At 62.2% G+C, this 19,657-nt stretch carries 18 protein-coding genes; 9 read left to right on the plus strand and 9 right to left on the minus strand.

What is annotated here, in order from left to right; translation table 11 throughout:
* Nucleotides 1–30: 30 nt before the first annotated feature.
* A complete protein-coding gene (gene upp / locus IRY30_RS02695; RefSeq protein WP_194555848.1) occupies nt 31–681 on the plus strand; it encodes a uracil phosphoribosyltransferase in 651 nt (216 codons plus the stop codon).
* Here the strand turns inward: upp and IRY30_RS02700 are convergent.
* Together IRY30_RS02700 and IRY30_RS02705 are read right to left on the minus strand one after the other, a co-directional pair.
* The gene (locus IRY30_RS02700) at nt 678–2,243 is read right to left on the minus strand and encodes a phospho-sugar mutase (RefSeq protein WP_194555849.1); all 1,566 of its coding nucleotides are present in this window, start codon (nt 2,241–2,243) and stop codon (nt 678–680) included. The two genes, upp and IRY30_RS02700, sit on opposite strands and share 4 nt — an antisense overlap.
* Entirely contained in the window at nt 2,240–3,055 is an 816-nt protein-coding gene (locus tag IRY30_RS02705) for a purine-nucleoside phosphorylase (RefSeq protein ID WP_194555850.1), read from the minus strand. Before IRY30_RS02705 ends, IRY30_RS02700 begins: the two co-directional genes overlap by 4 nt.
* A 167-nt stretch (nt 3,056–3,222) precedes the next feature.
* Between IRY30_RS02705 and IRY30_RS02710 the strand changes: the two genes are divergently transcribed.
* Entirely contained in the window at nt 3,223–4,422 is a 1,200-nt protein-coding gene (locus tag IRY30_RS02710; RefSeq protein WP_288813218.1) for an amidohydrolase, read from the plus strand.
* Here IRY30_RS02710 and IRY30_RS02715 read toward each other — a convergent pair.
* The 4 genes from IRY30_RS02715 to IRY30_RS02730 form a co-directional block, all read right to left on the minus strand.
* The gene (locus IRY30_RS02715) at nt 4,419–5,018 is read right to left on the minus strand and encodes a DUF1707 domain-containing protein (protein WP_194555852.1); all 600 of its coding nucleotides are present in this window, start codon (nt 5,016–5,018) and stop codon (nt 4,419–4,421) included. The genes IRY30_RS02710 and IRY30_RS02715 overlap by 4 nt on opposite strands.
* Nucleotides 5,019–5,028: 10 nt before the next feature.
* The gene (glpK, locus tag IRY30_RS02720) at nt 5,029–6,612 is read right to left on the minus strand and encodes a glycerol kinase GlpK (RefSeq protein WP_228502509.1); all 1,584 of its coding nucleotides are present in this window, start codon (nt 6,610–6,612) and stop codon (nt 5,029–5,031) included.
* A gap of 28 nt (nt 6,613–6,640) precedes the next feature.
* Nucleotides 6,641–8,437, minus strand: coding sequence for an acetyl/propionyl/methylcrotonyl-CoA carboxylase subunit alpha (locus tag IRY30_RS02725; protein ID WP_194555854.1), 1,797 nt, complete (start codon nt 8,435–8,437; stop codon nt 6,641–6,643).
* A gap of 131 nt (nt 8,438–8,568) precedes the next feature.
* Nucleotides 8,569–9,480, minus strand: a complete 912-nt coding sequence (locus IRY30_RS02730) for a sulfurtransferase (RefSeq protein ID WP_194555855.1) — start codon at nt 9,478–9,480, stop codon at nt 8,569–8,571.
* 193 nt (nt 9,481–9,673) lie between these two features.
* Here IRY30_RS02730 and IRY30_RS02735 point away from each other — a divergent pair, with 193 nt between their 5' ends.
* The 3 genes from IRY30_RS02735 to IRY30_RS02745 all read left to right on the plus strand — a co-directional run bounded on the left by IRY30_RS02735 (nt 9,674) and on the right by IRY30_RS02745 (nt 13,642).
* Nucleotides 9,674–10,735 (plus strand): Cj0069 family protein, encoded by a 1,062-nt coding sequence (locus tag IRY30_RS02735; RefSeq protein WP_194555856.1) that lies wholly within the window; start codon nt 9,674–9,676, stop codon nt 10,733–10,735.
* 144 nt (nt 10,736–10,879) lie between these two features.
* The gene (gene prpD, locus IRY30_RS02740; RefSeq protein ID WP_194555857.1) at nt 10,880–12,400 is read left to right on the plus strand and encodes a 2-methylcitrate dehydratase PrpD; all 1,521 of its coding nucleotides are present in this window, start codon (nt 10,880–10,882) and stop codon (nt 12,398–12,400) included.
* 72 nt (nt 12,401–12,472) lie between these two features.
* Entirely contained in the window at nt 12,473–13,642 is a 1,170-nt protein-coding gene (locus IRY30_RS02745; RefSeq protein WP_194555858.1) for a bifunctional 2-methylcitrate synthase/citrate synthase, read from the plus strand.
* Here IRY30_RS02745 and IRY30_RS02750 read toward each other — a convergent pair.
* The 3 genes from IRY30_RS02750 to IRY30_RS02760 are packed head-to-tail and all read right to left on the minus strand — an operon-like array spanning nt 13,639 to nt 16,082.
* Entirely contained in the window at nt 13,639–14,286 is a 648-nt protein-coding gene (locus IRY30_RS02750) for a Maf family protein (RefSeq protein ID WP_194555859.1), read from the minus strand. The genes IRY30_RS02745 and IRY30_RS02750 overlap by 4 nt on opposite strands.
* 11 nt (nt 14,287–14,297) lie before the next feature.
* Nucleotides 14,298–14,582, minus strand: coding sequence for a hypothetical protein (locus IRY30_RS02755; protein ID WP_194555860.1), 285 nt, complete (start codon nt 14,580–14,582; stop codon nt 14,298–14,300).
* 30 nt (nt 14,583–14,612) lie between these two features.
* On the minus strand, nt 14,613–16,082 hold the full coding sequence (locus tag IRY30_RS02760; RefSeq protein WP_194555861.1) for an acyl-CoA carboxylase subunit beta: 1,470 nt from the start codon (nt 16,080–16,082) through the stop codon (nt 14,613–14,615).
* Nucleotides 16,083–16,193: 111 nt separating this feature from the next.
* Between IRY30_RS02760 and IRY30_RS02765 the strand changes: the two genes are divergently transcribed.
* From IRY30_RS02765 to purE, 4 genes are all read left to right on the plus strand, one after another.
* Entirely contained in the window at nt 16,194–17,150 is a 957-nt protein-coding gene (locus tag IRY30_RS02765; RefSeq protein ID WP_194555862.1) for a biotin--[acetyl-CoA-carboxylase] ligase, read from the plus strand.
* A 17-nt stretch (nt 17,151–17,167) separates the two neighbouring features.
* The gene (locus tag IRY30_RS02770) at nt 17,168–17,707 is read left to right on the plus strand and encodes a hypothetical protein (RefSeq protein WP_194555863.1); all 540 of its coding nucleotides are present in this window, start codon (nt 17,168–17,170) and stop codon (nt 17,705–17,707) included.
* A gap of 84 nt (nt 17,708–17,791) precedes the next feature.
* Nucleotides 17,792–19,021 (plus strand): 5-(carboxyamino)imidazole ribonucleotide synthase, encoded by a 1,230-nt coding sequence (locus IRY30_RS02775; RefSeq protein ID WP_194556527.1) that lies wholly within the window; start codon nt 17,792–17,794, stop codon nt 19,019–19,021.
* 63 nt (nt 19,022–19,084) lie between these two features.
* Nucleotides 19,085–19,636 carry a 5-(carboxyamino)imidazole ribonucleotide mutase gene (gene purE / locus IRY30_RS02780; RefSeq protein WP_194555864.1) on the plus strand — a complete coding sequence of 184 codons (552 nt, stop codon included), beginning with the start codon at nt 19,085–19,087 and terminating at the stop codon, nt 19,634–19,636.
* Nucleotides 19,637–19,657: the final 21 nt, after the last annotated feature.

Raw genomic sequence — 19,657 nt, forward strand, 5'->3', positions numbered from 1 at the left:
GCTGGAGCAGACCGAGTAGACTCAGAAACCATGGAAATTCAGGTGGTAGAACACCCGCTGATCGCATCGCGCATGACGATCATGAGGGACGAACGCAGTAACAATGCAGCATTCCGCGCCGCGCTCGCGGACCTGGGCGCAATGCTGGTGTACGAGGCAGCCAAGGATTTAGAGCTGCAGTCCTTCGATGTTCAGACCCCCGTGGCCACCGCTGAGGGTTTCCGCCTGGCTAAGCCACCGATTATCGTGCCGGTTATCCGCGCTGGCCTGGGCATGATTGACCCTGCGCTCTCCATGATTCCGGACGCGCAGGTGGGCTTCATTGGCCTGGCTCGCGATGAAGAAACCCACGAGCCAGTGCCTTACCTGGAAGCACTGCCACAGGATCTTTCCGGTCAGCCAGTCTTCTTGGTGGATCCCATGCTGGCCACCGGAGGCTCGCTGCTGCACGCCATCCGGTTGCTGGAAGGTCGTGGCGCGGATGACATCACGTGCATCTGCATGATCTCCGCCCAGCCGGGTGTGGACGCGCTGGTTGAGGCTGGCGTGAATGTGAAAAAGCTGGTCACGGCAGTGGTGGACCCAGAGCTGAACTCGGATTCCTACATCCTGCCCGGCTTGGGCGATGCCGGTGACCGCCTCTACGGCCCCCGAAACATCGACCTCAGCGAGCTCAACTAAAACAAGTTGATGACATCAAATTCGAACTTGTCGTAGAGTGCCTCAACGTTTTCGCGGCTTCCCGCAGGGCCGGTGACTTCCAAGTAGAACTTGGCCTTCGGTTCTGTGCCCGAAGGGCGGGCAATGACTCGAACGGTCAATTCGCCCTGTTGGCCAGTCATTTTTACACCGTCGGTGATGCGATCAGCCGAGTCTTTGATTACTGAGGCCTGCACTTCCAAGCCTCCCAATTCCCGCGGTGGAGCACTCAAAATTTGAGAGACCAGTTTGTATGCCTGCTCCGATGTTTCGTAGCGCATGCTCACCTGTCCGGTCCGGAATACGCCATGCGTGGCCTCCAGTTCGGCCAGCTCATCCAGCAGCCCACGCCCAGCTTCCTTCAGTTCGGCAACCCATTGCGCGGCGATTAGCGCGGTGGCGATGCCATCCTTATCTGCTACCACGTGCGGTGCTGGACACGTGCCGATAGCCTCCTCGTAGGCAAACGCCAGCTCCCCGGGCTGGTCATCCGCAGCGCGCGCGAGGTACTTGAACCCGGTGAGCGTCTCCACGTAATTCCAGCCATAGTGCGCGGCCATGCGCCCCAGCAGCTGACTGGACACCACCGTGGTCGCCACCACAGGTGCAGGTTGGCCGTCCTTTTCTTCCGACGCCACCCTGCACTCACCCACGATTCTCTTCGCCATCAGTGGGCCGGTCTCATCACCGCGAAGCATGCGGTATCCATATTTCGTGTTGCTTGGATCGGGTACGCCGAGCATGCAGCGGTCGGCGTCGGGATCAAGGGCGATGAGAAGATCTGGTTGCAGTTCGCGGGCCTCCTGCAACAGCAGGTCCGTGGCTCCGGGCTCTTCCGGGTTGGGGAAGGCCACGGTGGGGAATTCCGGATCGGGCCAGCGCTGAGCGGCCACGAAGTGAATATCGCCAAAACCGTTGGTGCGCAGCGCGGATTCCAGCGCCTCACCGCCCACGCCGTGCAGGGGAGTGTAGAGGATCTTCAAGGTGCGGCGCTTGCGGAGTTTCTCCTGCTCACCGCAGGCCACCAGCTGGGAGATGGCGGTGACATAACCGTTTTGCGCACCGAGATCCATGGATTTCGCTTCGGAACGGGGGATCAGCGAGGCGGCGGGCTGCTGGGCAATCTCCGCTTCGATCTCCACGTCCGCAGGGCTCAGCAATTGCCGCCCGCCGTCCAGGTACAGCTTGTAGCCGTTGTCCCCGCCGGGGTTATGGCTGGCGGTGATCTGCACGCCCGCATCGAACTGCCGGGATTTCACCAGCCACGCCAAGATCGGGGTGGCCCCTGGCTCAGCGATGAGCGTTACGGCAAACCCGGCACCAGCGAAGGTTTCGGCCGTGGAGCGGGCAAACGGGTGGGAGCCGTAGCGGGCGTCGTAACCCACGGCCACCTGGAAACGGCCATCCGCACGAATGGGCTGCAACGCCTTTTTCATCCACGCTGCCACTCCCGCCGTAGCTCGGGTCACGTTGGGCACGTTGAGCTGATCAACCCCCGGACCGACCACTGCGCGCAGGCCTGCGGTTCCAAATTTCAGGTTCATTTGGCGCCCAGCAGCTTTCGGAGCAGCTCGCCCATATCCTGCGCTGCGGCATTGCCTGCCTCCAGCACTTCGAGGTGATTCAAAGCCTCGCCGGTCATGCCGGCAGCCAGGTTGGTTACCAGTGAGATGCCCAGGACATCCACCCCGGCTTCGCGCGCGGCGATGGTTTCGTAGACCGTGGACATGCCCACCAGCCCCGCACCCAGGGTGCGCAGCATGTGGATCTCCGCGGGGGTTTCATACTGCGGACCAGGCATCATCGCGTAAACGGCCTCGCGCATGCCGGGGCGGAGCTCCTGTGCGCGTTCACGCAGCTTAGGGGAGTAGGCATCCACCAGGTTCACGAAGTTGGCGCCGCTCAGGGGAGTCTTGGCGGTGAAGTTGATGTGGTCGCTGATCAGCACGGGCTCGCCCACCTGCATGCCCTCCACCAGGCCACCGGCTGCGTTGGTCAGCACCACGGTGCTCACACCAGCGGCGGCTGCGGTGCGCACGGCATGCGCGGTGCGCCAGAGCTCATGACCCTCATACGCATGGGTGCGACCCAGTAGCACCAACACTCGCTGACCTGCGATGACACACGCGCGGATCGTTCCACCGTGCCCCTCAGCGGACGGAGGCAGGAAGCCCGGAAGCTCCGCCATGGGGAACTCCATGAGCTCCTCCGCGTTCTCCGTCAGCACGTCAGCAGCTGGCCGCCAACCGGAACCCAACACCACCGCGACATCGAATTTATCCTGCGAGGTTCGCTCCAGCAGAGCCTGGGATGCTTGGGTGGCCAATTCCTGCGGGGACAAGTCAGATTCAGTCATGTACCCCAAAATACCGCTCGCTCCCACAGCATGCACTCAGCGTCACGGGGTGGGTCTACACTAGGGAGGATTGAGATGCACTACTTAGCTGCGGAAGTGGCAGGGGTGGCGTCGGAAAAAAAGAACAGATACTCGGCAACAGGAAGGTCAGGGCTAGCGTGGATCGCGTGAGCATCTCCACTTTTGTGAGTGCGTGGGTTGAGGAAAACCGCGAGATTATTCGGCAGTGGCGGCGCCAACTGCACCGCAACCCCGAGCTATCCCACATGGAGATTGCCACCACCGAATTTCTGCTGAGCAAGCTGCGCGAAGCCGGGCTGGAGCCCCGCGCGTTGCCTTCCACCGGCGCGACCGTGGACATCGGTCCCGCAGATGCACCGATGATTGCCTTCCGCGGTGACATCGATGCCCTGCCCATCCAGGAGCAGACCGGCCTGGATTTTGCCTCCGAGAACCCCGGGGTGATGCACGCCTGTGGGCATGACATCCACACCGTGATCGTCCTGGCCCTGGCCTGCGGGCTGGCCGCGCTGGTCAAGGAGCATGGCGAGGATGTTTTGCCCGTGCGCGTGCGCTGCATCTTCCAGCCTGCCGAAGAAGTCATGGACGGCGGGGCAGTGGAGGTCATCGAGGCCGGTGCGCTGCATGACGTGCAGTCCATCTACGCAGTGCACTGCGAGCCCAAGCTGCGAACCGGGGAAATCGGCGTGCGCACCGGCCCCATCACCAGCGCCTCTGACGTGATCGAGATCATCCTGCGCGGCCACGGTGGCCACACCTCCCGTCCGCACCTCACGTCGGATCTGGTGTACGCAGCGGGTCTGATCATCACTCAACTGCCGGGCCTTCTTACCCGACGCCTCGATCCTCGCTCAGGCACCGTTGTCGTCTTCGGAGCGATCAATGGCGGGGGCACGTTCAATGCCATTCCGCAGGAAGTTCGCCTGCTGGGCACATTCCGCACCGCGCAGGCAGGCGTGTGGCGCCAAGGCGAGGCGCTGCTCACCGAACTCCTGGAACAGATCGTGGCCCCCACGGGTGCCGAGATGGAGATTCGCTACACCAAGGGCGTGCCGCCGGTCACCAACGATGATGTGGCCACCGCGCTAATCGCCCAGGCGGTCAAGGACCGCGACCCATACGCGCTGCGGGAGGCCCCGCAGTCCAGCGGTGGAGAAGACTTCAGCTGGTACCTCGAGCACGTGCCGGGATCCATGGCGCGCCTCGGCGCGTGGGATGGCAAGGGGGAGAAGCCGGACCTGCACCAGCCAGATATCGTGTTTGACGAGCGCTCCATCGGCGTGGGCATCCGCATGTTCGCCGGAGTGGTGGAGCAGTTCCACGCTAAGGACGTGGCACGTCCCTAGTTGTGGCGGTTAATCCGCTTGCCGATGGACTTGTTGGCAAACTGCATGGCGTTATGCGTGAGCTCATCGCGCTGAGCGCGCCGCTGCGCCTTGCGCTGCTCAATCTCCATCTGCCGTTCCATCCGGATGGCCCGCAAGCGGTTGCGCTCCAAGCGTTTCTGCGAAGGCGCGTGCCAGGAATCCGGCCCCACCTTGGCCACGTACAGGAGCAGCGCTACCGCGGGGATGAGCAGCAAAAGCACGGCTGAGGAAGCCCAGATGGGCGAGAGGATAATCGAAGCGCCCACTGCGCCGATGGCCGTGAGACCGAGAATCGCGGGCTTGGGTTTTGCCCCGTTGCGACGCACCCGTTCAATCTCTGCCGCGGAATACATGGGCATGAGGTGCGAGCCGGGGGAGAGTGCCGGGAGGTCCCGGAAAATCGCATCGAGGTCACCCCGGTGAACCGCGTTTGCGGCCTGCGAGCTGCGCAGTTCGAACTCATCCAGGGTGAGCCGACCTTCTGCGAAGTGGCTGCCCAAAACGGTGATTGCATCCTGGCGCTCCGGGTCACTAACCCGCAGATGAGGTGAGTTCGGATGGCCTGGGTGGTTCATGCCCGTCATCCTACTCGTCTTCCGCCCAGTCAAAACTCCGCTCAACCGCCCGGTTCCACTGGCGGTAAAGCTCATCGCGAACTTCCTTGGTGGAATCCGGCTTGTAGGTACAGCGCTCGCGCCACAACCTGCGAATCTCATCCAGATCGCTGAAGAATCCCACGGAGAGCCCAGCGGCAAAGGCCGCGCCAAGAGCGGTGGTTTCCGCCACCTTGGATACAGTGACTGGCAATCCCAGCTGATCAGCCTGGAACTGCATGAGCAGGGAGTTTTGCACCATTCCGCCATCCACCTTGAGAGATTTCAGGGGCACGCCGGAATCCTTGTTCATCGCCTCCACCACCTCGCGGGTTTGGAAGGCCGTGGATTCCAAGGCGGCGCGGGCAATGTGCGCCTTGGTCACATAGCGGGTGAGGCCCACGATGGCGCCACGAGCTTCCGGCCGCCAGCGGGGAGCCAACAATCCAGAGAACGCCGGCACCACGTAGCAGCCCCCATTGTCTTCCACGCTGCGGGCCAGCTCCTCCACGTCCTCGGCATCAGCGAAGAAGCCCAGGTTATCCCGCAGCCACTGCACCAAGGAGCCGGTGACGGCGATGGAACCCTCCAGTGCGAACACCGCGGGCTGATTGCCCAAACGGTAGGCCACGGTGGTGATCAAACCATGGTCGGAGGTCTGCGGTTCCGTACCCGTATTGAGCAGCAGGAAGTTGCCCGTTCCATACGTGTTCTTGGCTTCACCCGGGCGCAGGCATGCCTGCCCGAAGGTGGCCGCCTGCTGATCGCCCAGAATGCCGCTGATCAGCACGCCATGAGCAGGCCCAGAGCGGCGCACAGTACCCACAACTTCAGAAGAACTGACGATCTCCGGCAGCAGGTTCATGGGGATGTCCAGCGCCGCGCACAGCTCCGGGTCCCACTTCTGAGTCCGCAGGTCCATGAGCATGGTGCGCGATGCATTGGTGACATCCGTGACGTGCTTGACACCCTTGCCAGCCGCGGCGGCACTCCCGTGGTGTTTCCGGGAACGACGCGTCAGTTCCCACACCAGCCAGGAATCAATGGTGCCTACCGCGAGCTCTCCGCGCTCTGCCCGCTCACGGACTCCCTCAACGTTGTCCAGCAGCCAGCGGATCTTCGGCCCGGAGAAATACGTGGAAGCAGGCAGGCCAGTGCGCTGCTGGAACATCTCCTTGGTTTCCTTGTCCAGCGAGGCGATGATGCTGTCCGTGCGCGTGTCCTGCCACACGATCGCGTTATACACCGGCTTGCCGGTCTTCCGATCCCACATCACCGTGGTCTCGCGTTGATTGGTGATGCCCAAGCAGGCAATCTGCTCTGAGGAGAGATCCGCCACCGCAATGGCATCGGCGATCACGCGGCGGGAATGACGAAGAATCTCCTCGGGGTCGTGCTCCACCCAGCCCGGCCGAGGAAAAATCTGGCGGTGTTCCAGCTGACTATCGCTGACTGGCACGCCGTTGGCGTCGAAAATAATGGCCCGCGTGGACGTGGTGCCTTGATCCAAGGACAAGACGAAACCACGACGGGGCTTGGTGTACCTGGCCAAGTGGCCAGCCAGTTGATTGGCCATGCGGTCCATAGCGGGGCGCTAACTCGGGCTATTCCGCGGACTCAGGGTCCACGATCTCCATCATTGGCTCATTCTTCGTGACCCCCTGACCAGCGTAAACGGAGAGGCCTTGGATGATGCCGGACTTGTGTGCCTTCACAGCATTCTCCATCTTCATGGCTTCCAGCACCAGCAGGCTATCGCCTTCGGCAACTTCCTGGCCTTCGGCGATGTCCACCTTCACCACGGTGCCCTGCATTGGGGAAGCCACGGTGTCGCCGGTGATGGCCACCTGACCAGCCACGCCACGGCGGCGACGTGGGCGGCGCAGGCTCTGGCCAGCAGCCATGAGCTCACCCGGAACGGTGATCTCCACGCGCTGATCGTCCACCTCCACCACGACCTTCTGGCGAGGCAGCTCCACTACATCGCCGGAGGCGGCAGGCGCATCGAGGGGATCTTCGTAGGCGGGCAGTTGGTTGTCCCACTCCTCCTCAATCCAGCGCGTGTAGACCGTGAACTGGCCATTCTCGGCGGTGAACTCGGGGTGGGTCACCATCTCGCGGTGGAATGGGATGACCGTGGGCAGGCCTTCCACCACGTATTCATCCAGTGCGCGGGCAGAGCGGCGCAGGGCCTCTTCGCGGGTCTGACCAGTGACGATCAGCTTGGCCAGCATGGAATCGAACTGGCCACCGATGGTCGCGCCCTCCTCGATTCCGGAATCCATGCGCACGCCAGGACCCGCTGGCTCGCGGTATCCGGTGACCCGGCCGGGAGCGGGCATGAAGTTATTGGTGGGATCCTCGCCGTTGATGCGGAATTCGATGGAGTGCCCATGAATCTCGGGATCCTCGGTGCGGCTGAGCTCCAGGCCATTGGCGATACGGAACTGCTCGCGCACCAGATCCCATCCGGTGACCTGCTCGGTGACGGGGTGCTCCACCTGCAGGCGCGTGTTGACCTCCAAGAAGCTGATCAGCCCATCCTGAGCTACCAGGTACTCCACGGTGCCAGCGCCCACGTAACCCGCGGCACGGCAAATGGCCTTGGCGGATTCATAGATGCGCGCGTTTTGCTCATCAGACAGGAATGGGGCGGGTGCTTCCTCCACCAATTTCTGGAAACGACGCTGCAAGGAGCAGTCACGCGTGGAGGCAACTACCACGTTGCCGTGCTCATCCGCCAACACCTGAGCTTCCACGTGGCGGGCGCGATCCAGGTAGCGCTCCACGAAACACTCGCCGCGGCCGAAAGCCGCGGTGGCCTCGCGGGTTGCGGATTCGAAGAGTTCGGGGATCTCTTCCATGGTGTAGGCCACCTTCATGCCTCGGCCACCACCACCGAATGCAGCCTTCACCGCGATGGGCAGGCCGTGCTCCTCGGCGAATGCCTGGATTTCGGCCGCATCCTTCACAGGTTCTTTGGTTCCCGGTGCCAGCGGGGCATCCACCTGGGTGGCGATGTTGCGGGCGGTGACTTTGTCACCCAGTTGGTGGATAGCTGCTGGTGGTGGACCGATCCATACCAGGCCGGCATCCTGGACAGCCTGAGCGAAATCGCCGTTTTCGGAGAGGAATCCATAACCGGGGTGGATGGCATCGGCACCGGACTTGCGGGCGGCATCAAGGATCTTCTCGAAGTCGAGGTAGGACTCGGCTGAGGTTTGCCCACCGATGGAATAGGCTTCATCGGCCATGCGTACGAAGGGAGCATCCGCATCCGGATCTGCGTACACTGCCACGCTGGCGATGCCTTCGTCTCGAGCTGCGCGGATCACCCTTACTGCAATTTCGCCGCGGTTTGCGACGAGCACTTTGGTGATCTTCCGAGCAGTCTCCGACACGTCTTAATCCTCCACAATGGTTTCTTCAGAGTTTCCCATGAACGTCACTACTTTAGTCATGGTTGCTTCCAGAACATAGAAGCGAGTGTTTGTTGGCAAATGTTACGCGGGGAATCCGCTGAGTACCGGACTTACGCGCTGGCGCTGGCGTCACCGTGAGCGATCGGCGCTCGCACCCGATTTCCCCATTCCACCCAGGAGCCGTCATAGAGCCTCACATTCTCCCAGCCCAAGAGATGGTGCAGGGTGAACCACTGCCCAGCAGCGCGCGCTCCATCGGTGCAGTACACCACCGTGGGGCCAGTGGGCTGCAACTGACGGTCCTGCCCAGCCAGCGCGGAATGGAGCTGTTGATCCAGCTCGGCCCGCGCGCGGAAACGGGAGTTGGGGTACAGGTTGGCCGAGCTGGAAAGATTAGCCGCCCCGGGGATATGCCCAGTCCGGCTCACATTCACGCTGTTGTGCGCGGTGGTGTCCTCGGGAGAAGATCCGGAGAAAGCCACCGGGTCCCGCAGGTCCAGAATCTGGAACTCCTCTAAGCGGCTTTGCAGCTCATCGGCGAAGATGCGGTGCGTGGAATCATCGCGCGTTACCTTCGGGTACTCCGTGGCCGGGAATTCTGGAACGGCATAGGAGATTTCTTTTTCCTCCTGCATCCACGCATCGCGTCCGCCATCGAGCAAGCGCACGTCTGGGTGGCCGAAAAGCTCGAAGACCCACAGCGTGTACATGGCCCACAAGTTGGAACGGTCTCCGTAGATCACCACCGTATCCGTTCGGGATATGCCCTTGGATTGCATGAGGCGAGCGAATGCAGCGCCATCTATGAAGTCGCGGTGCGGGGAATCATTGAGGTCCTTGTCCCAGCAGATCCGCATGGCGGTGGGGATATGACCAATGTCATACAGCAGCGATTCTTCGTCGCTCTCAATGACCTTGAGATCTGGCAAGCCCAACTTGCCACCCAACCACGCGCTGGTCACCAACTTGTGTGGATGCGCGTATTGAGCCAGCTCCGGGCTGGGGTCTAGTTCTATTCCCATGCTTCACCTTCCTACTGCAGGGGAGTTTACGTGCTCTCCTGCGTCTCTTATGCAGCGTTCGCAGAATAGGGGGAATCGGGGTTCTGTGGCCCGGTGATCCTGAGAGCCGGCGGATGGCTTGCCCTGCGGTTATGGGTGCCTGGCAATAAAATACTCAGAGGAAACTTAATAACTCTCTGGGAAGGGCAAGACATTGAAGAAAAGCATTGTTGTATTCGAGGTAGAGGGTGGAAATGACAAGGGGGAGGACGGGCACCGCAGGGACACCATGCCCATCGTGAACGCCATCCGCGAGAAGGGCTGGACTGCAGAAGTTGTGTACTTCCACCCAGATCGCGCTGAGCAGATCTTCGAGGATGTCTCCAAGAAGTACGATGCCTACATTTCCCGCGTGAACCCGGGCAACATCCCCGGTGGCGAGAAGACCTACTTTGATCTGCTGACCAAGCTGGCCAAGGATGCCGGCCTGGTGGGCATGTCCACTCCAGAAGAGATGATGGCCTACGGTGCCAAAGACGCTCTGGTGAAGCTGAACGATACCGATCTGGTTCCCGAAGACACCGCTGCTTACTACGATGTGGATTCTTTCCACTCCACCTTCCCCAAGACCCTTTCCTACGGTGAGCGCGTTCTGAAGCAGAACCGTGGCTCCACCGGCTCCGGCATCTGGCGCGTGCAGCTGGAAGATAAGGAACTGGCACAGTCCGTGGAGCCAGGCACCGTTCTTCCGCTGGACACCAAGGTCAAGTGCACCGAGGCCGTGGATAACCACACCGAGGTTCGCGAGCTGGGCCAGTTCATGGATTTCTGTGAGCAGTACATCGTGGGTGACAACGGCATGCTCGTGGACATGCGCTTCATGCCACGCATCGTGGAGGGCGAAGTTCGCATCCTCCTGGTGGGCCCACACCCAGTGTTCGTGGTGCACAAGAAGCCAGCCGCAGGTGGAGATAACTTCTCCGCAACCCTGTTCTCCGGCGCCACCTACACCTACGACAAGCCAGAGAAGTGGCAGGAGCTGGTGGACATGTTCGCGGAGGCTCGCCCCGTGATCGCTGAGCGTCTCGGCGGAGATGACATCCCATTGATCTGGACCGCAGACTTTATGCTGGCCGATGACGTGGATGGCACCGACACCTACGTGCTGGGCGAGATCAACTGCTCTTGCGTGGGATTCACGTCTGAGCTGGACATGGGCATCCAGCAGCTGGTGGCTGAAGAGGCCATCAAGCGCGTGGAAGCCAAGCACGCTTAACCAAAGTCTCTTCGGAACCCCGTGGTTTCCTCCCCGTGATGGGGTGGGAATACCGCGGGGTTTAGTTTTTCCTGAGAAAGTATTCGTCTACCTCGGTAGTGTGATCCGCAACACATTCAGCTTCTCAGGAGAGACTAGGTTTCGATGATTGATCACACCGTGCGCGTCTGGAAATCCGCTGAGGAGTTCCCGCAAGAACAGCATTTTGCCTGGAAGGTCGCCGAGGTAGCCACTGATCCTGTCGCGGTTCCGGAGGACACCGCGGAAATGGTGATCAATCGGATCATCGATAACGCGTCCGTGGCGGTGGCTTCTGTTCTTCGACGCCCAGTTTCCGCAGCTCGGGCGCAAGCCCTTGCCCATGCAGCTCCGCGTTCCGGGGGCGCGTCGGTGTTCGGAGTGGGGGATCTGGTGAGCCCAGAATGGGCAGCCTGGGCCAACGGGGTGGCGGTCCGCGAACTGGATTTCCACGACACGTTCTTGGCCGCGGAGTATTCCCACCCCGGGGATAACATTCCACCGATTCTGGCGGTCGCCCAGCACCTTGCAGAGGGCAAGTGCTTGACGGGCGAGGACCTCATCCGTGGCATTGCCACCGGCTATGAGATCCAGGTGAACCTGGTGCGGGGCATGAGCCTGCACAAGCACAAGATCGACCACGTTGCGCACCTCGGACCCAGCGCTGCTGCGGGCATCGGAACCCTGCTGGGCTTGGACCGGCAGACCATCTATCAGGCGGTAGGCCAGGCGCTGCACACCACCACGGCAACCCGGCAGTCGCGCAAGGGACAGATCTCCAGCTGGAAGGCTCATGCCCCGGCCTTCGCAGGCAAGATGGCCGTGGAAGCCGTGGATCGGGCCATGCGCGGGGAGGGAGCTCCAGCCCCAATCTGGGAGGGTGAGGATGGGGTGATCGCGTGGATGCTCGATGGACCCGAAGCGCGCTACACCGTGCCACTCCCAGAGTCGGGGGAGGAGAAGCGAGCCATCCTGGATACCTACACCAAGGAACACTCCGCCGAATATCAATCCCAAGCTCCGATTGACCTCGCCCGCGCAATGCGGGAAAAGATCCCGAACCTGCAGGACATTGCCTCGATCGTCCTGCACACCAGCCACCACACGCACTTTGTGATCGGCACGGGCTCCGGCGATCCGCAGAAGTTCGATCCCTCCGCCTCCCGCGAGACCCTGGATCACTCGGTCATGTACATTTTCGCCGTTGCTCTGGAAGACGGGCAGTGGCACCACGAGCGCAGCTATGCCCCGGAGCGCGCCAACCGGCCGTCCACCATCGAGCTGTGGAACAAGATCAGCACGGTGGAAGACCCGGAATGGACGCGCCGCTATCACTCCGAGGATCCGAACGAGAAGGCTTTTGGCGCGCGGGCAGTGGTGACCATGAACGATGGCACCGTGATCGAGCAGGAGCTGGCCGTGGCCGATGCTCATCCGCTGGGTGCTCGGCCGTTCCGGCGGGAGGATTACATCGCGAAATTCCGCACGCTAGCCGAGGGCATTGTGTCCGACGCCGAGCAGGAGCGCTTCCTTGGCGTCGCCGAAAACACCGCTGACCTCGGTGCCTCCGAACTGGACCAACTCAACGTGACTTTCGATGATGAGACCCTTTCCCGCGCCCCGCACATCCCGCCGGGATTGTTCTGAGCCGCTAGCCCAGTAAGCCGACAGTCTCGCCACCAGCACCACCCACCAGCACCACCCACTAGGAGAAACATCATGAGCACCACCTCACCCGCCACTCCAGATGCCAACCCCAATGTCCGCAAGGGTCTGTACGGAGTCATCGCGGATTACACCTCTGTCTCCAAGGTCATGCCGGAGACCAACTCCCTGACCTACCGCGGTTATGCGGTGCAGGATCTGGTGGAGAACTGCAGCTTTGAGGAAGTCTTCTACCTGTTGTGGAACGGGGAGCTGCCCACGGAGGAGCAGCTCACGGAGTTCAATAAGCGCGGCCGTTCCTACCGCAAGCTGGACCCAGGCCTGATTTCACTGATCCACTCGCTGCCCACCGATTGCCACCCCATGGACGTGATGCGCACTGCGGTGTCCTACATGGGTACCAAGGATCCGGAGCATTTCACCCCGGATACCGAGCACATCACTCACGTGGGTCATAACCTGCTGGCCCAGCTGCCGATGGCAATGGCCATGGATATCCGCAGGCGTCAGGGCAAGGATATTGTGGCCCCTGATCCCAATAAGGGCGTGGCGGAAAACCTGCTCTCCATGGTGTTTGGCAATGAGGAAGGTTCCCCGGCCACGAACCCGGAGGACGTGCGGGATTTCGAGAAGTCCCTGATCCTTTACGCGGAACACTCCTTCAATGCCTCGACGTTCACCAGCCGCGTGATCACCTCCACCAGGTCAGATGTGTATTCCGCCATCACAGGAGCCATCGGTGCTCTCAAGGGGCCGCTGCACGGTGGTGCCAATGAGTTCGTCATGCACACCATGCTGGAAATCAATGATCCAGACAAGGCCGAAGCATGGGTCAATGATGCGCTGGATAACAAGAAGCTCATCATGGGCTTTGGCCACCGCGTGTACAAGAAGGGCGATAGTCGGGTGCCCTCGATGGAGCAGTCTTTCCGCGCCCTTGCCGAGCGCCACGATGGCGCCAAGTGGGTCGCCATGTACGAGAACCTGGCGGCCACCATGGATTCTCGCACCGGCATCCAGCCCAATCTCGATTTCCCAGCCGGCCCCGCCTATTACCTGCTGGGATTCCCTGTGGACTTCTTCACCCCGCTGTTCGTCATCGCCCGCGTGGCGGGCTGGACGGCGCACATCGTGGAGCAGTTCGAGAACAACTCCCTGATCCGCCCGCTCTCCGAGTACAGCGGCCCGGAGCAGCGCCACGTGGTGCCGATGGATCAGCGCTAGAGATTCCAGTAATCGCTGACGCGCAGGCCGAAATGCTCCATTGACCGGCGCACCACCGGTAGCGAGAGGCCAATTACCGAGGATGGATCTCCCTCGATCTTGTCGATAAACCAGCCGCCGATCGCCTCCAACGTGAATGCCCCGGCACACAGAAGTGGTTCATTGGTCTGGGCGTAGGCGCGGATGTCGGCGTCGGAAACAAAGCCAAAGTGCACCGCGGTCACGGCAGCCTCTACGCGCGATTCGCCTTGGTAGATCACGCTGTGGCCCGTCACCAAGTGCGCCACCTTGCCGCGTTGCTGCTGCCAGCGGGCGATGGTTTCCTCCACCGTGTACGGCTTGCCCTGCAGTTTTCCGTCCAGGAGGAGCATGCTGTCGCCGCCGATGAGCACGTCGGATGGGGAGTTTCTTCCCTCTTCTTCTCGACGCCGCCACGCCGCCCGTGCCTTGGATTCCGCCAAATGCATCACGAATTCCTCCGGGGAGGGGTCCGTGAGTTGGGCAGCGGCTGCGTCCTCGTCAACATCGGAGGGTTCCACGAGCGGTTCGATGCCCGCTGAGCGCAGAATGCTGAGCCGCGAAGGGGAGGTGGAGGCGAGGATGACTCGGTTGTGGGTAGGCGCGCTCATGCTTGGTGCGCTCATGCTCGGCGTGCTCACGGCAGGCGGGCGGTGCGGAACCCAGCGGGGTTAGAGGTGTTGATGGCACGAGGCTTGCCCGGGGTGCCATAGTGACCGCGCGGATGTGGCTTGACGTTCTTCTCGCGCTCCACGGACTCGGCCAACCCGCCCACCAACTGCTCTACCGCGCGGCGCTGGGTGGGGGAAAGATTGCCCTTGATGATTTCCACGTGGGAAGAAACCGGCTGCGTGCTCTCAGGGTTCTGCTCAGCTGAATTCTGCTCGGCAGGGTTGTGATTCTCTGGATTCTGATTCGACATGAAGCTAACTCCTTATCCCTGAAAAGGCCCCTACAGCGCCATGTTGTTGTGCTTGCGGTGGAAACCGTCTTCCACCTTGCGCTCCAGCAGGCGGAGGCCATCGATGACCTGCTTGCGGGTCTGGGACGGTGGGATCACGGCATCCACCAAACCGCGCTCGGCAGCAGCGTAGGGGTTGACCAGCATCTCTTCCAGCTCGGCCTCATCCTTGCCCAAGGTGGCAGAGAGAGTGGCGGCATCCGCGGTGGAGATCTGCGCGGTGGGCCAGGCGAACACCAGGTCGGTGCCCATGCGCTTGGCGGCCATCGCGAGGTACGCCGAACCGAACGCGCGGCGGACCACCACGGAGATCTTGCCCACGGTGGCATCCGCGGTGGAGGCGAACAGCTTGGCCGTGCGGCGGGTGGTCGCGGCGGAGGACTCTCCGGAATGGAAGCCCGGGGCATCCACGAAGGACACCAACGGAAGGTTGAAGGTGTTGCAGAAGCGCGTGAAGCGGGTCAGCTTCTCGGCGGAATCAATATCCAGCCACGCATCATCCTGCAGCGGTTGATTGGCGATGATGCCCACGGGGATGCCAGCCACGCGAGCCAGCGAAGTGATCACGCTTGGCGCGAACACAGGCTGGAGCTCCAGCAGGGAATCTTCATCGACCACCGAGGAGAGAATCTCCTTCATATCGAACTGTGCATCGCGCTCGTCGGGGATGGCGGAATCCAGGTCAATGGCGGAACCCTCGGCCACGTCATCCGCGCGGGGTGCCAGAGCGCGGTTGTTGGAAGGCAGGTAATCCAGCAGCTCAGCAGCAAGATCCATCGCGGCGTGCTCATCAGCCGCGGTGAGGTGGCTCAGGCCGGAGGTGGCATCCGCGATGGAATCAGCGGCATCCTCCTTGTTCAAGCGCACGCTGCCCTGGTTAGCAATTCCAATGACCAGGTCCGACAGCGCCACGCCATGAGCCTGGGATCCAGCCACTTCACCGGCCACGATGGCGATCTGCGGGATCACACCGGAGCCCTGCGCCTGCAGGCGGTAGATCTTGGAATACATCTCCAAGCTCACGATGCCCTCTTTATCGCGGGTGCCCAGGCCATCATAAAAGCCGATTACCGGGGTGCCGGATTTCACGGCCATCTCCAGGACCTTGACGATTTTCTCACCGGTGACCTCACCCAGCTGGCCATCGAAGATGCTGGAATCCTGCGAAAACACGCATACCGCACGGCCGTCGATGGTGCCGTAGCCGGAGACCACGCCGTCGGTCAGAGGGCGGGTCTTATCCAGCTTGAACGCGGTGGAGCGGTGACGCGCCAGCGCATCGATCTCCGTGAAGCTACCCTCATCCAGCAAAGCCTCAATGCGCTCGCGCGCGGTGAGCTTTTCCGCATCGTGGATGGCGCGGACCGCATCTTCGCCCACGGGGATGCGAGCCTCCGCGAGACGCTGCTGGAGATCCGCGATCTTTCCGGCGGTAGTGGATATGTCTGGGGTAGCAGTCATGCGGAACAGTTTACGGGCTTATTTTTGGGGAACAACAATTAGTCTCAAAAATCCTGAGCCGAATGCCTGAGCCGATTGCGTGGGAATATGCGCACGCTATGCTCAAGCACCATGAGCCGTCAACAAGGGAGCCGTCAACAAGGGAGCCGTCAACAAGGGAGCCACGAACAAGCCGGCCACCAACTAGCCACAGCTGAGCCTGCGAGCCCGAGCTCCCAGCGCCGTGCGCTGGATGCCGCGGCACTGCGGGAGCGTTTGCGTGCCGTGGGTTATGCGGACGTGGAGGTGGTGGAGTCCACGGGCTCCACCAATTCGGATCTCGGCGCGCGCCAGGATGCGCCGAATGGAACAGTGTTGTTGGCGGAGGAGCAGACCGCGGGGCGCGGGCGGATGAACCGCCCGTGGTCCGCGCCTGCCCGCAGCCAAGTGATCACCTCCATCAGCTTCACCCTGCCGGAAATCCCCGCCGAGCGCCTGGGTCTCCTGCCGCTGTTGGTGGGGCTATCCATCGGTCGGGGAGTGCGCGAGATCACCGGGGTCCCGGCTGAGCTGAAGTGGCCAAACGACGTGCTCGTGGACGGCCGCAAGCTGGTGGGCATCTTGGTGGAAGCCCCGCAGGTCCACGGTGTTCCCCGGGTAGTGGTGGGTTTTGGGCTGAACTATGACCTCACGCGGGAGGAACTCCCCGTGCCCCACGCCACCTCCTTGGCCCTGGAGACCGCAGCCAGCGCCACCCCGGAAGATGAGCTCCGGGATAACACTGTTCCCGCCCTGGTGAGCCGAGAAGATCTGATCGTGGGCATCCTCCTGCGCCTGCAGGAAGACCTGGATCGCTTCCGCAACCTCGGCGGCGCACCGGAGGCTTTCCTGTCTCGCTACAAGCAACTCTCCGCCACCCTCGGCGCGCACGTGCGCGTGAAGCTGCCTCAGGAGGAAATTTTGGAGGGCGTTGCGGTGGATTTCGCGCCGGGTGGCGAGTTGGTCGTCGAAAAAGAAAACACCCGACACGAAGTCAGCGCCGGCGACGTAATCCACGTCCGCCCGGGTGATGAGACCAAGGATTACTGAGACAGGGATTATTAGCCATGGCCAAAGTCACGATTGATCCGCATGAGGTGCTGCTCGCGGACCTCAGCCCACAGCGCCGCTCGGTGATCTTCCCCGTGCTGGAGATGATCGTCATCACGGGGCTGGTCTGGTTGGGCGTGGGCCTGATCGATGCGCATTTCGATGCCGTCGCGCAGGCCACGTTCGGGGTGCACTATTCGCCCTCCAGCGTGGTGGTGGCGCAACTACCGCAGGATCAGACGTTGATGGTGCTGCTGTGGCTGCGGCGTGGGCTGCTGATTCTGTGGGTGGTGTTGGCGTGGCGCCGATGCATCCGCCACCTGGTGTTCCGCGCCCGTTCCCGCATGATGCTCACCAACGAGCGCCTCATCACCGCCAGCGGGCATTGGCGCAGCCAGATTAGCGAGATCCCCATGGCCCACATCGTGGATGCCCGCCATCGCGGATCGGACGTGGCGCTCTACACCATGGGCGCGCGCACCCCGGTGATGCTGCACAACGTGCCGAAGGCCAAGCGCTTTGTGCGGCTTCTGAGAAACGAGACCCGGCCACTATAGTTATTAGCCGTGGCACAACAGACCAGCACGTCCTCCAGTCAGAATCCGGCAACCGATCCCGCGGAGCGTTCCGCCGATTGGTCCCTGTCCCGCACCTCTGCCCACGCGCCGGGTGCGCCGCTGGTCACCATCATCGGTGATGGGCAGCTGGCCCGCATGATGCACCAGGCCGGGATCGAGCTGGGCTTGAGCACCCGGGTTCTCGCCGGGACTGCGGATGCCTCTGCAGCCCAGGTCACCGCCGATGTGGTGCTGGGCGATTACACCAACCGCGCGCACGTGGAAGAGGTTTCTTTGGGGGCCGACGCCATTACTTTCGACCATGAGCACGTTCCCGATGAGTTCCTGGAATCCCTCATTTCCGCGGGAATCAACGTGCAACCCCAGCCCAGGGCTCTGGTGAATGCCCAGGACAAGCTGGTGATGCGCAAGCGCCTGCGCGAGATGGGCGCGCCGGTGCCTCCGTTCATGGAGATCACTTCGGTGGAGGAAATCCAGGAGTTCTACCGCATCACGCAGGGCAACGTGTGCGTGAAGACCCGCCGCGGCGGGTACGACGGCAAAGGCGTGTGGTTCCCCGCCTCTGAGGAGGACGCTGCCCAGCTGGTGGGGGACCTCTTGGGCCAGGGCTTGCCGCTGATGGCAGAGAAAAAGGTGCAGCTGGTGCGCGAGCTTTCCGCCATGGTGGCACGCACCCCCTCGGGTGAAGTGCGCACCTGGCCGGTCGTGGAATCCGTGCAGGAAGACGGGATCTGCGTGGAAGCAGTGGCACCCGCACCAGCCGCGGAGGGATCTGCACAGCTGAGCATCCTGGAATCCGCCGAGCAGCTGGCCAAGGACATCGCCACCGAGCTGGAGGTCACCGGTGTGCTGGCCGTGGAGCTCTTCGAGACCCTGGATGAGACAGGACAGCCGGAGATCATCGTCAACGAGCTCGCCATGCGCCCGCACAATACGGGCCACTGGACCCAGGATGGCTCCATCACCAGCCAGTTTGAACAGCACCTGCGCGCGGTGTTGGATCGTCCGCTGGGAGATACTTCCTTGATTGGCCCGGCGACAGTGATGGCGAACGTGCTCGGGAAAGACACGGACCCAGAAATGCCGATTCACGCGCGGATGGATGAGATGTGGCGTCGATTCCCCAAGGCCAAGCTCCACATGTACGGCAAGGATTGGCGCCCACGCCGCAAGATGGGCCACGTGAACATGGTGGCCTCCGAGGGGCAGACGGTGGAGGAATTGCGGGCTGAGGCGCGTTTGGCGGCGGATTTCCTCGTTACCGCGCACTGGGCAGACGGCTACACGGACTAGGGTAGGCAGCAGAACTTTTGGTGCGATGCGCCGGCTTTGCGACTCTCTCACGAAGGAAAAACGATGACTTCTGCAGCTACTCCTAAAGATTCCGCGAGCGCCCCAGCACACAACGGCCCGCTGGTGGGGATCGTCATGGGCTCGGACTCGGATTGGCCCACAGTGGAGCCCGCTGCCGAAGTGCTGGCGGAGTTCGGCATCCCCATGGAGATCGGCGTGGTGTCCGCTCACCGCACGCCGGAGCGCATGCTGGATTACGCGCGCGGCGCGCACGGCAAGGGCCTCAAGGTGATCATCGCCTGCGCTGGCGGTGCGGCTCACTTGCCCGGCATGATTGCCGCGGCCACCCCGCTTCCCGTGATCGGCATCCCTCGCGCGCTCGGCAATCTGGACGGGTTGGACTCTCTGCTTTCCATCGTGCAGATGCCCGCTGGGGTACCCACCGCGACCGTGAGCATTGATGGCGCGAAGAACGCCGGATTGCTGGCCGTGCGCACGCTGGCCGTAGCCGATGATTCTCTGCTGGAGCAAATGGTGAAATACCAGGACAACATGCGCGAACAGGTGCTGGAGAAGGATCGTGCGCTGCGCAGTAAGTTGATGGGCGGGGAATAATTTCCCGGCCAGAACCGCGCC

The organism is Corynebacterium suicordis DSM 45110, assembly GCF_015351405.1.
In the GTDB taxonomy this organism is placed as follows: Bacteria; Actinomycetota; Actinomycetes; order Mycobacteriales; family Mycobacteriaceae; genus Corynebacterium; species Corynebacterium suicordis.

Bases quoted from the DNA above. Each gene is read 5' to 3' on its own strand.
- upp (WP_194555848.1), top strand. From the start codon at position 31: ATGGAAATTCAGGTGGTAGAACACCCGCTGATCGCATCGCGCATGACG.
- IRY30_RS02700 (WP_194555849.1), bottom strand. From the start codon at position 2,243: ATGAACCTGAAATTTGGAACCGCAGGCCTGCGCGCAGTGGTCGGTCCG.
- IRY30_RS02705 (WP_194555850.1), bottom strand. From the start codon at position 3,055: ATGACTGAATCTGACTTGTCCCCGCAGGAATTGGCCACCCAAGCATCC.
- IRY30_RS02715 (WP_194555852.1), bottom strand. From the start codon at position 5,018: ATGAACCACCCAGGCCATCCGAACTCACCTCATCTGCGGGTTAGTGAC.
- glpK (WP_228502509.1), bottom strand. From the start codon at position 6,612: ATGGCCAATCAACTGGCTGGCCACTTGGCCAGGTACACCAAGCCCCGT.
- IRY30_RS02730 (WP_194555855.1), bottom strand. From the start codon at position 9,480: ATGGGAATAGAACTAGACCCCAGCCCGGAGCTGGCTCAATACGCGCAT.
- prpD (WP_194555857.1), top strand. From the start codon at position 10,880: ATGATTGATCACACCGTGCGCGTCTGGAAATCCGCTGAGGAGTTCCCG.
- IRY30_RS02745 (WP_194555858.1), top strand. From the start codon at position 12,473: ATGAGCACCACCTCACCCGCCACTCCAGATGCCAACCCCAATGTCCGC.
- IRY30_RS02750 (WP_194555859.1), bottom strand. From the start codon at position 14,286: ATGAGCGCACCAAGCATGAGCGCGCCTACCCACAACCGAGTCATCCTC.
- IRY30_RS02755 (WP_194555860.1), bottom strand. From the start codon at position 14,582: ATGTCGAATCAGAATCCAGAGAATCACAACCCTGCCGAGCAGAATTCA.
- IRY30_RS02760 (WP_194555861.1), bottom strand. From the start codon at position 16,082: ATGACTGCTACCCCAGACATATCCACTACCGCCGGAAAGATCGCGGAT.
- IRY30_RS02765 (WP_194555862.1), top strand. From the start codon at position 16,194: ATGAGCCGTCAACAAGGGAGCCGTCAACAAGGGAGCCGTCAACAAGGG.
- IRY30_RS02770 (WP_194555863.1), top strand. From the start codon at position 17,168: ATGGCCAAAGTCACGATTGATCCGCATGAGGTGCTGCTCGCGGACCTC.
- purE (WP_194555864.1), top strand. From the start codon at position 19,085: ATGACTTCTGCAGCTACTCCTAAAGATTCCGCGAGCGCCCCAGCACAC.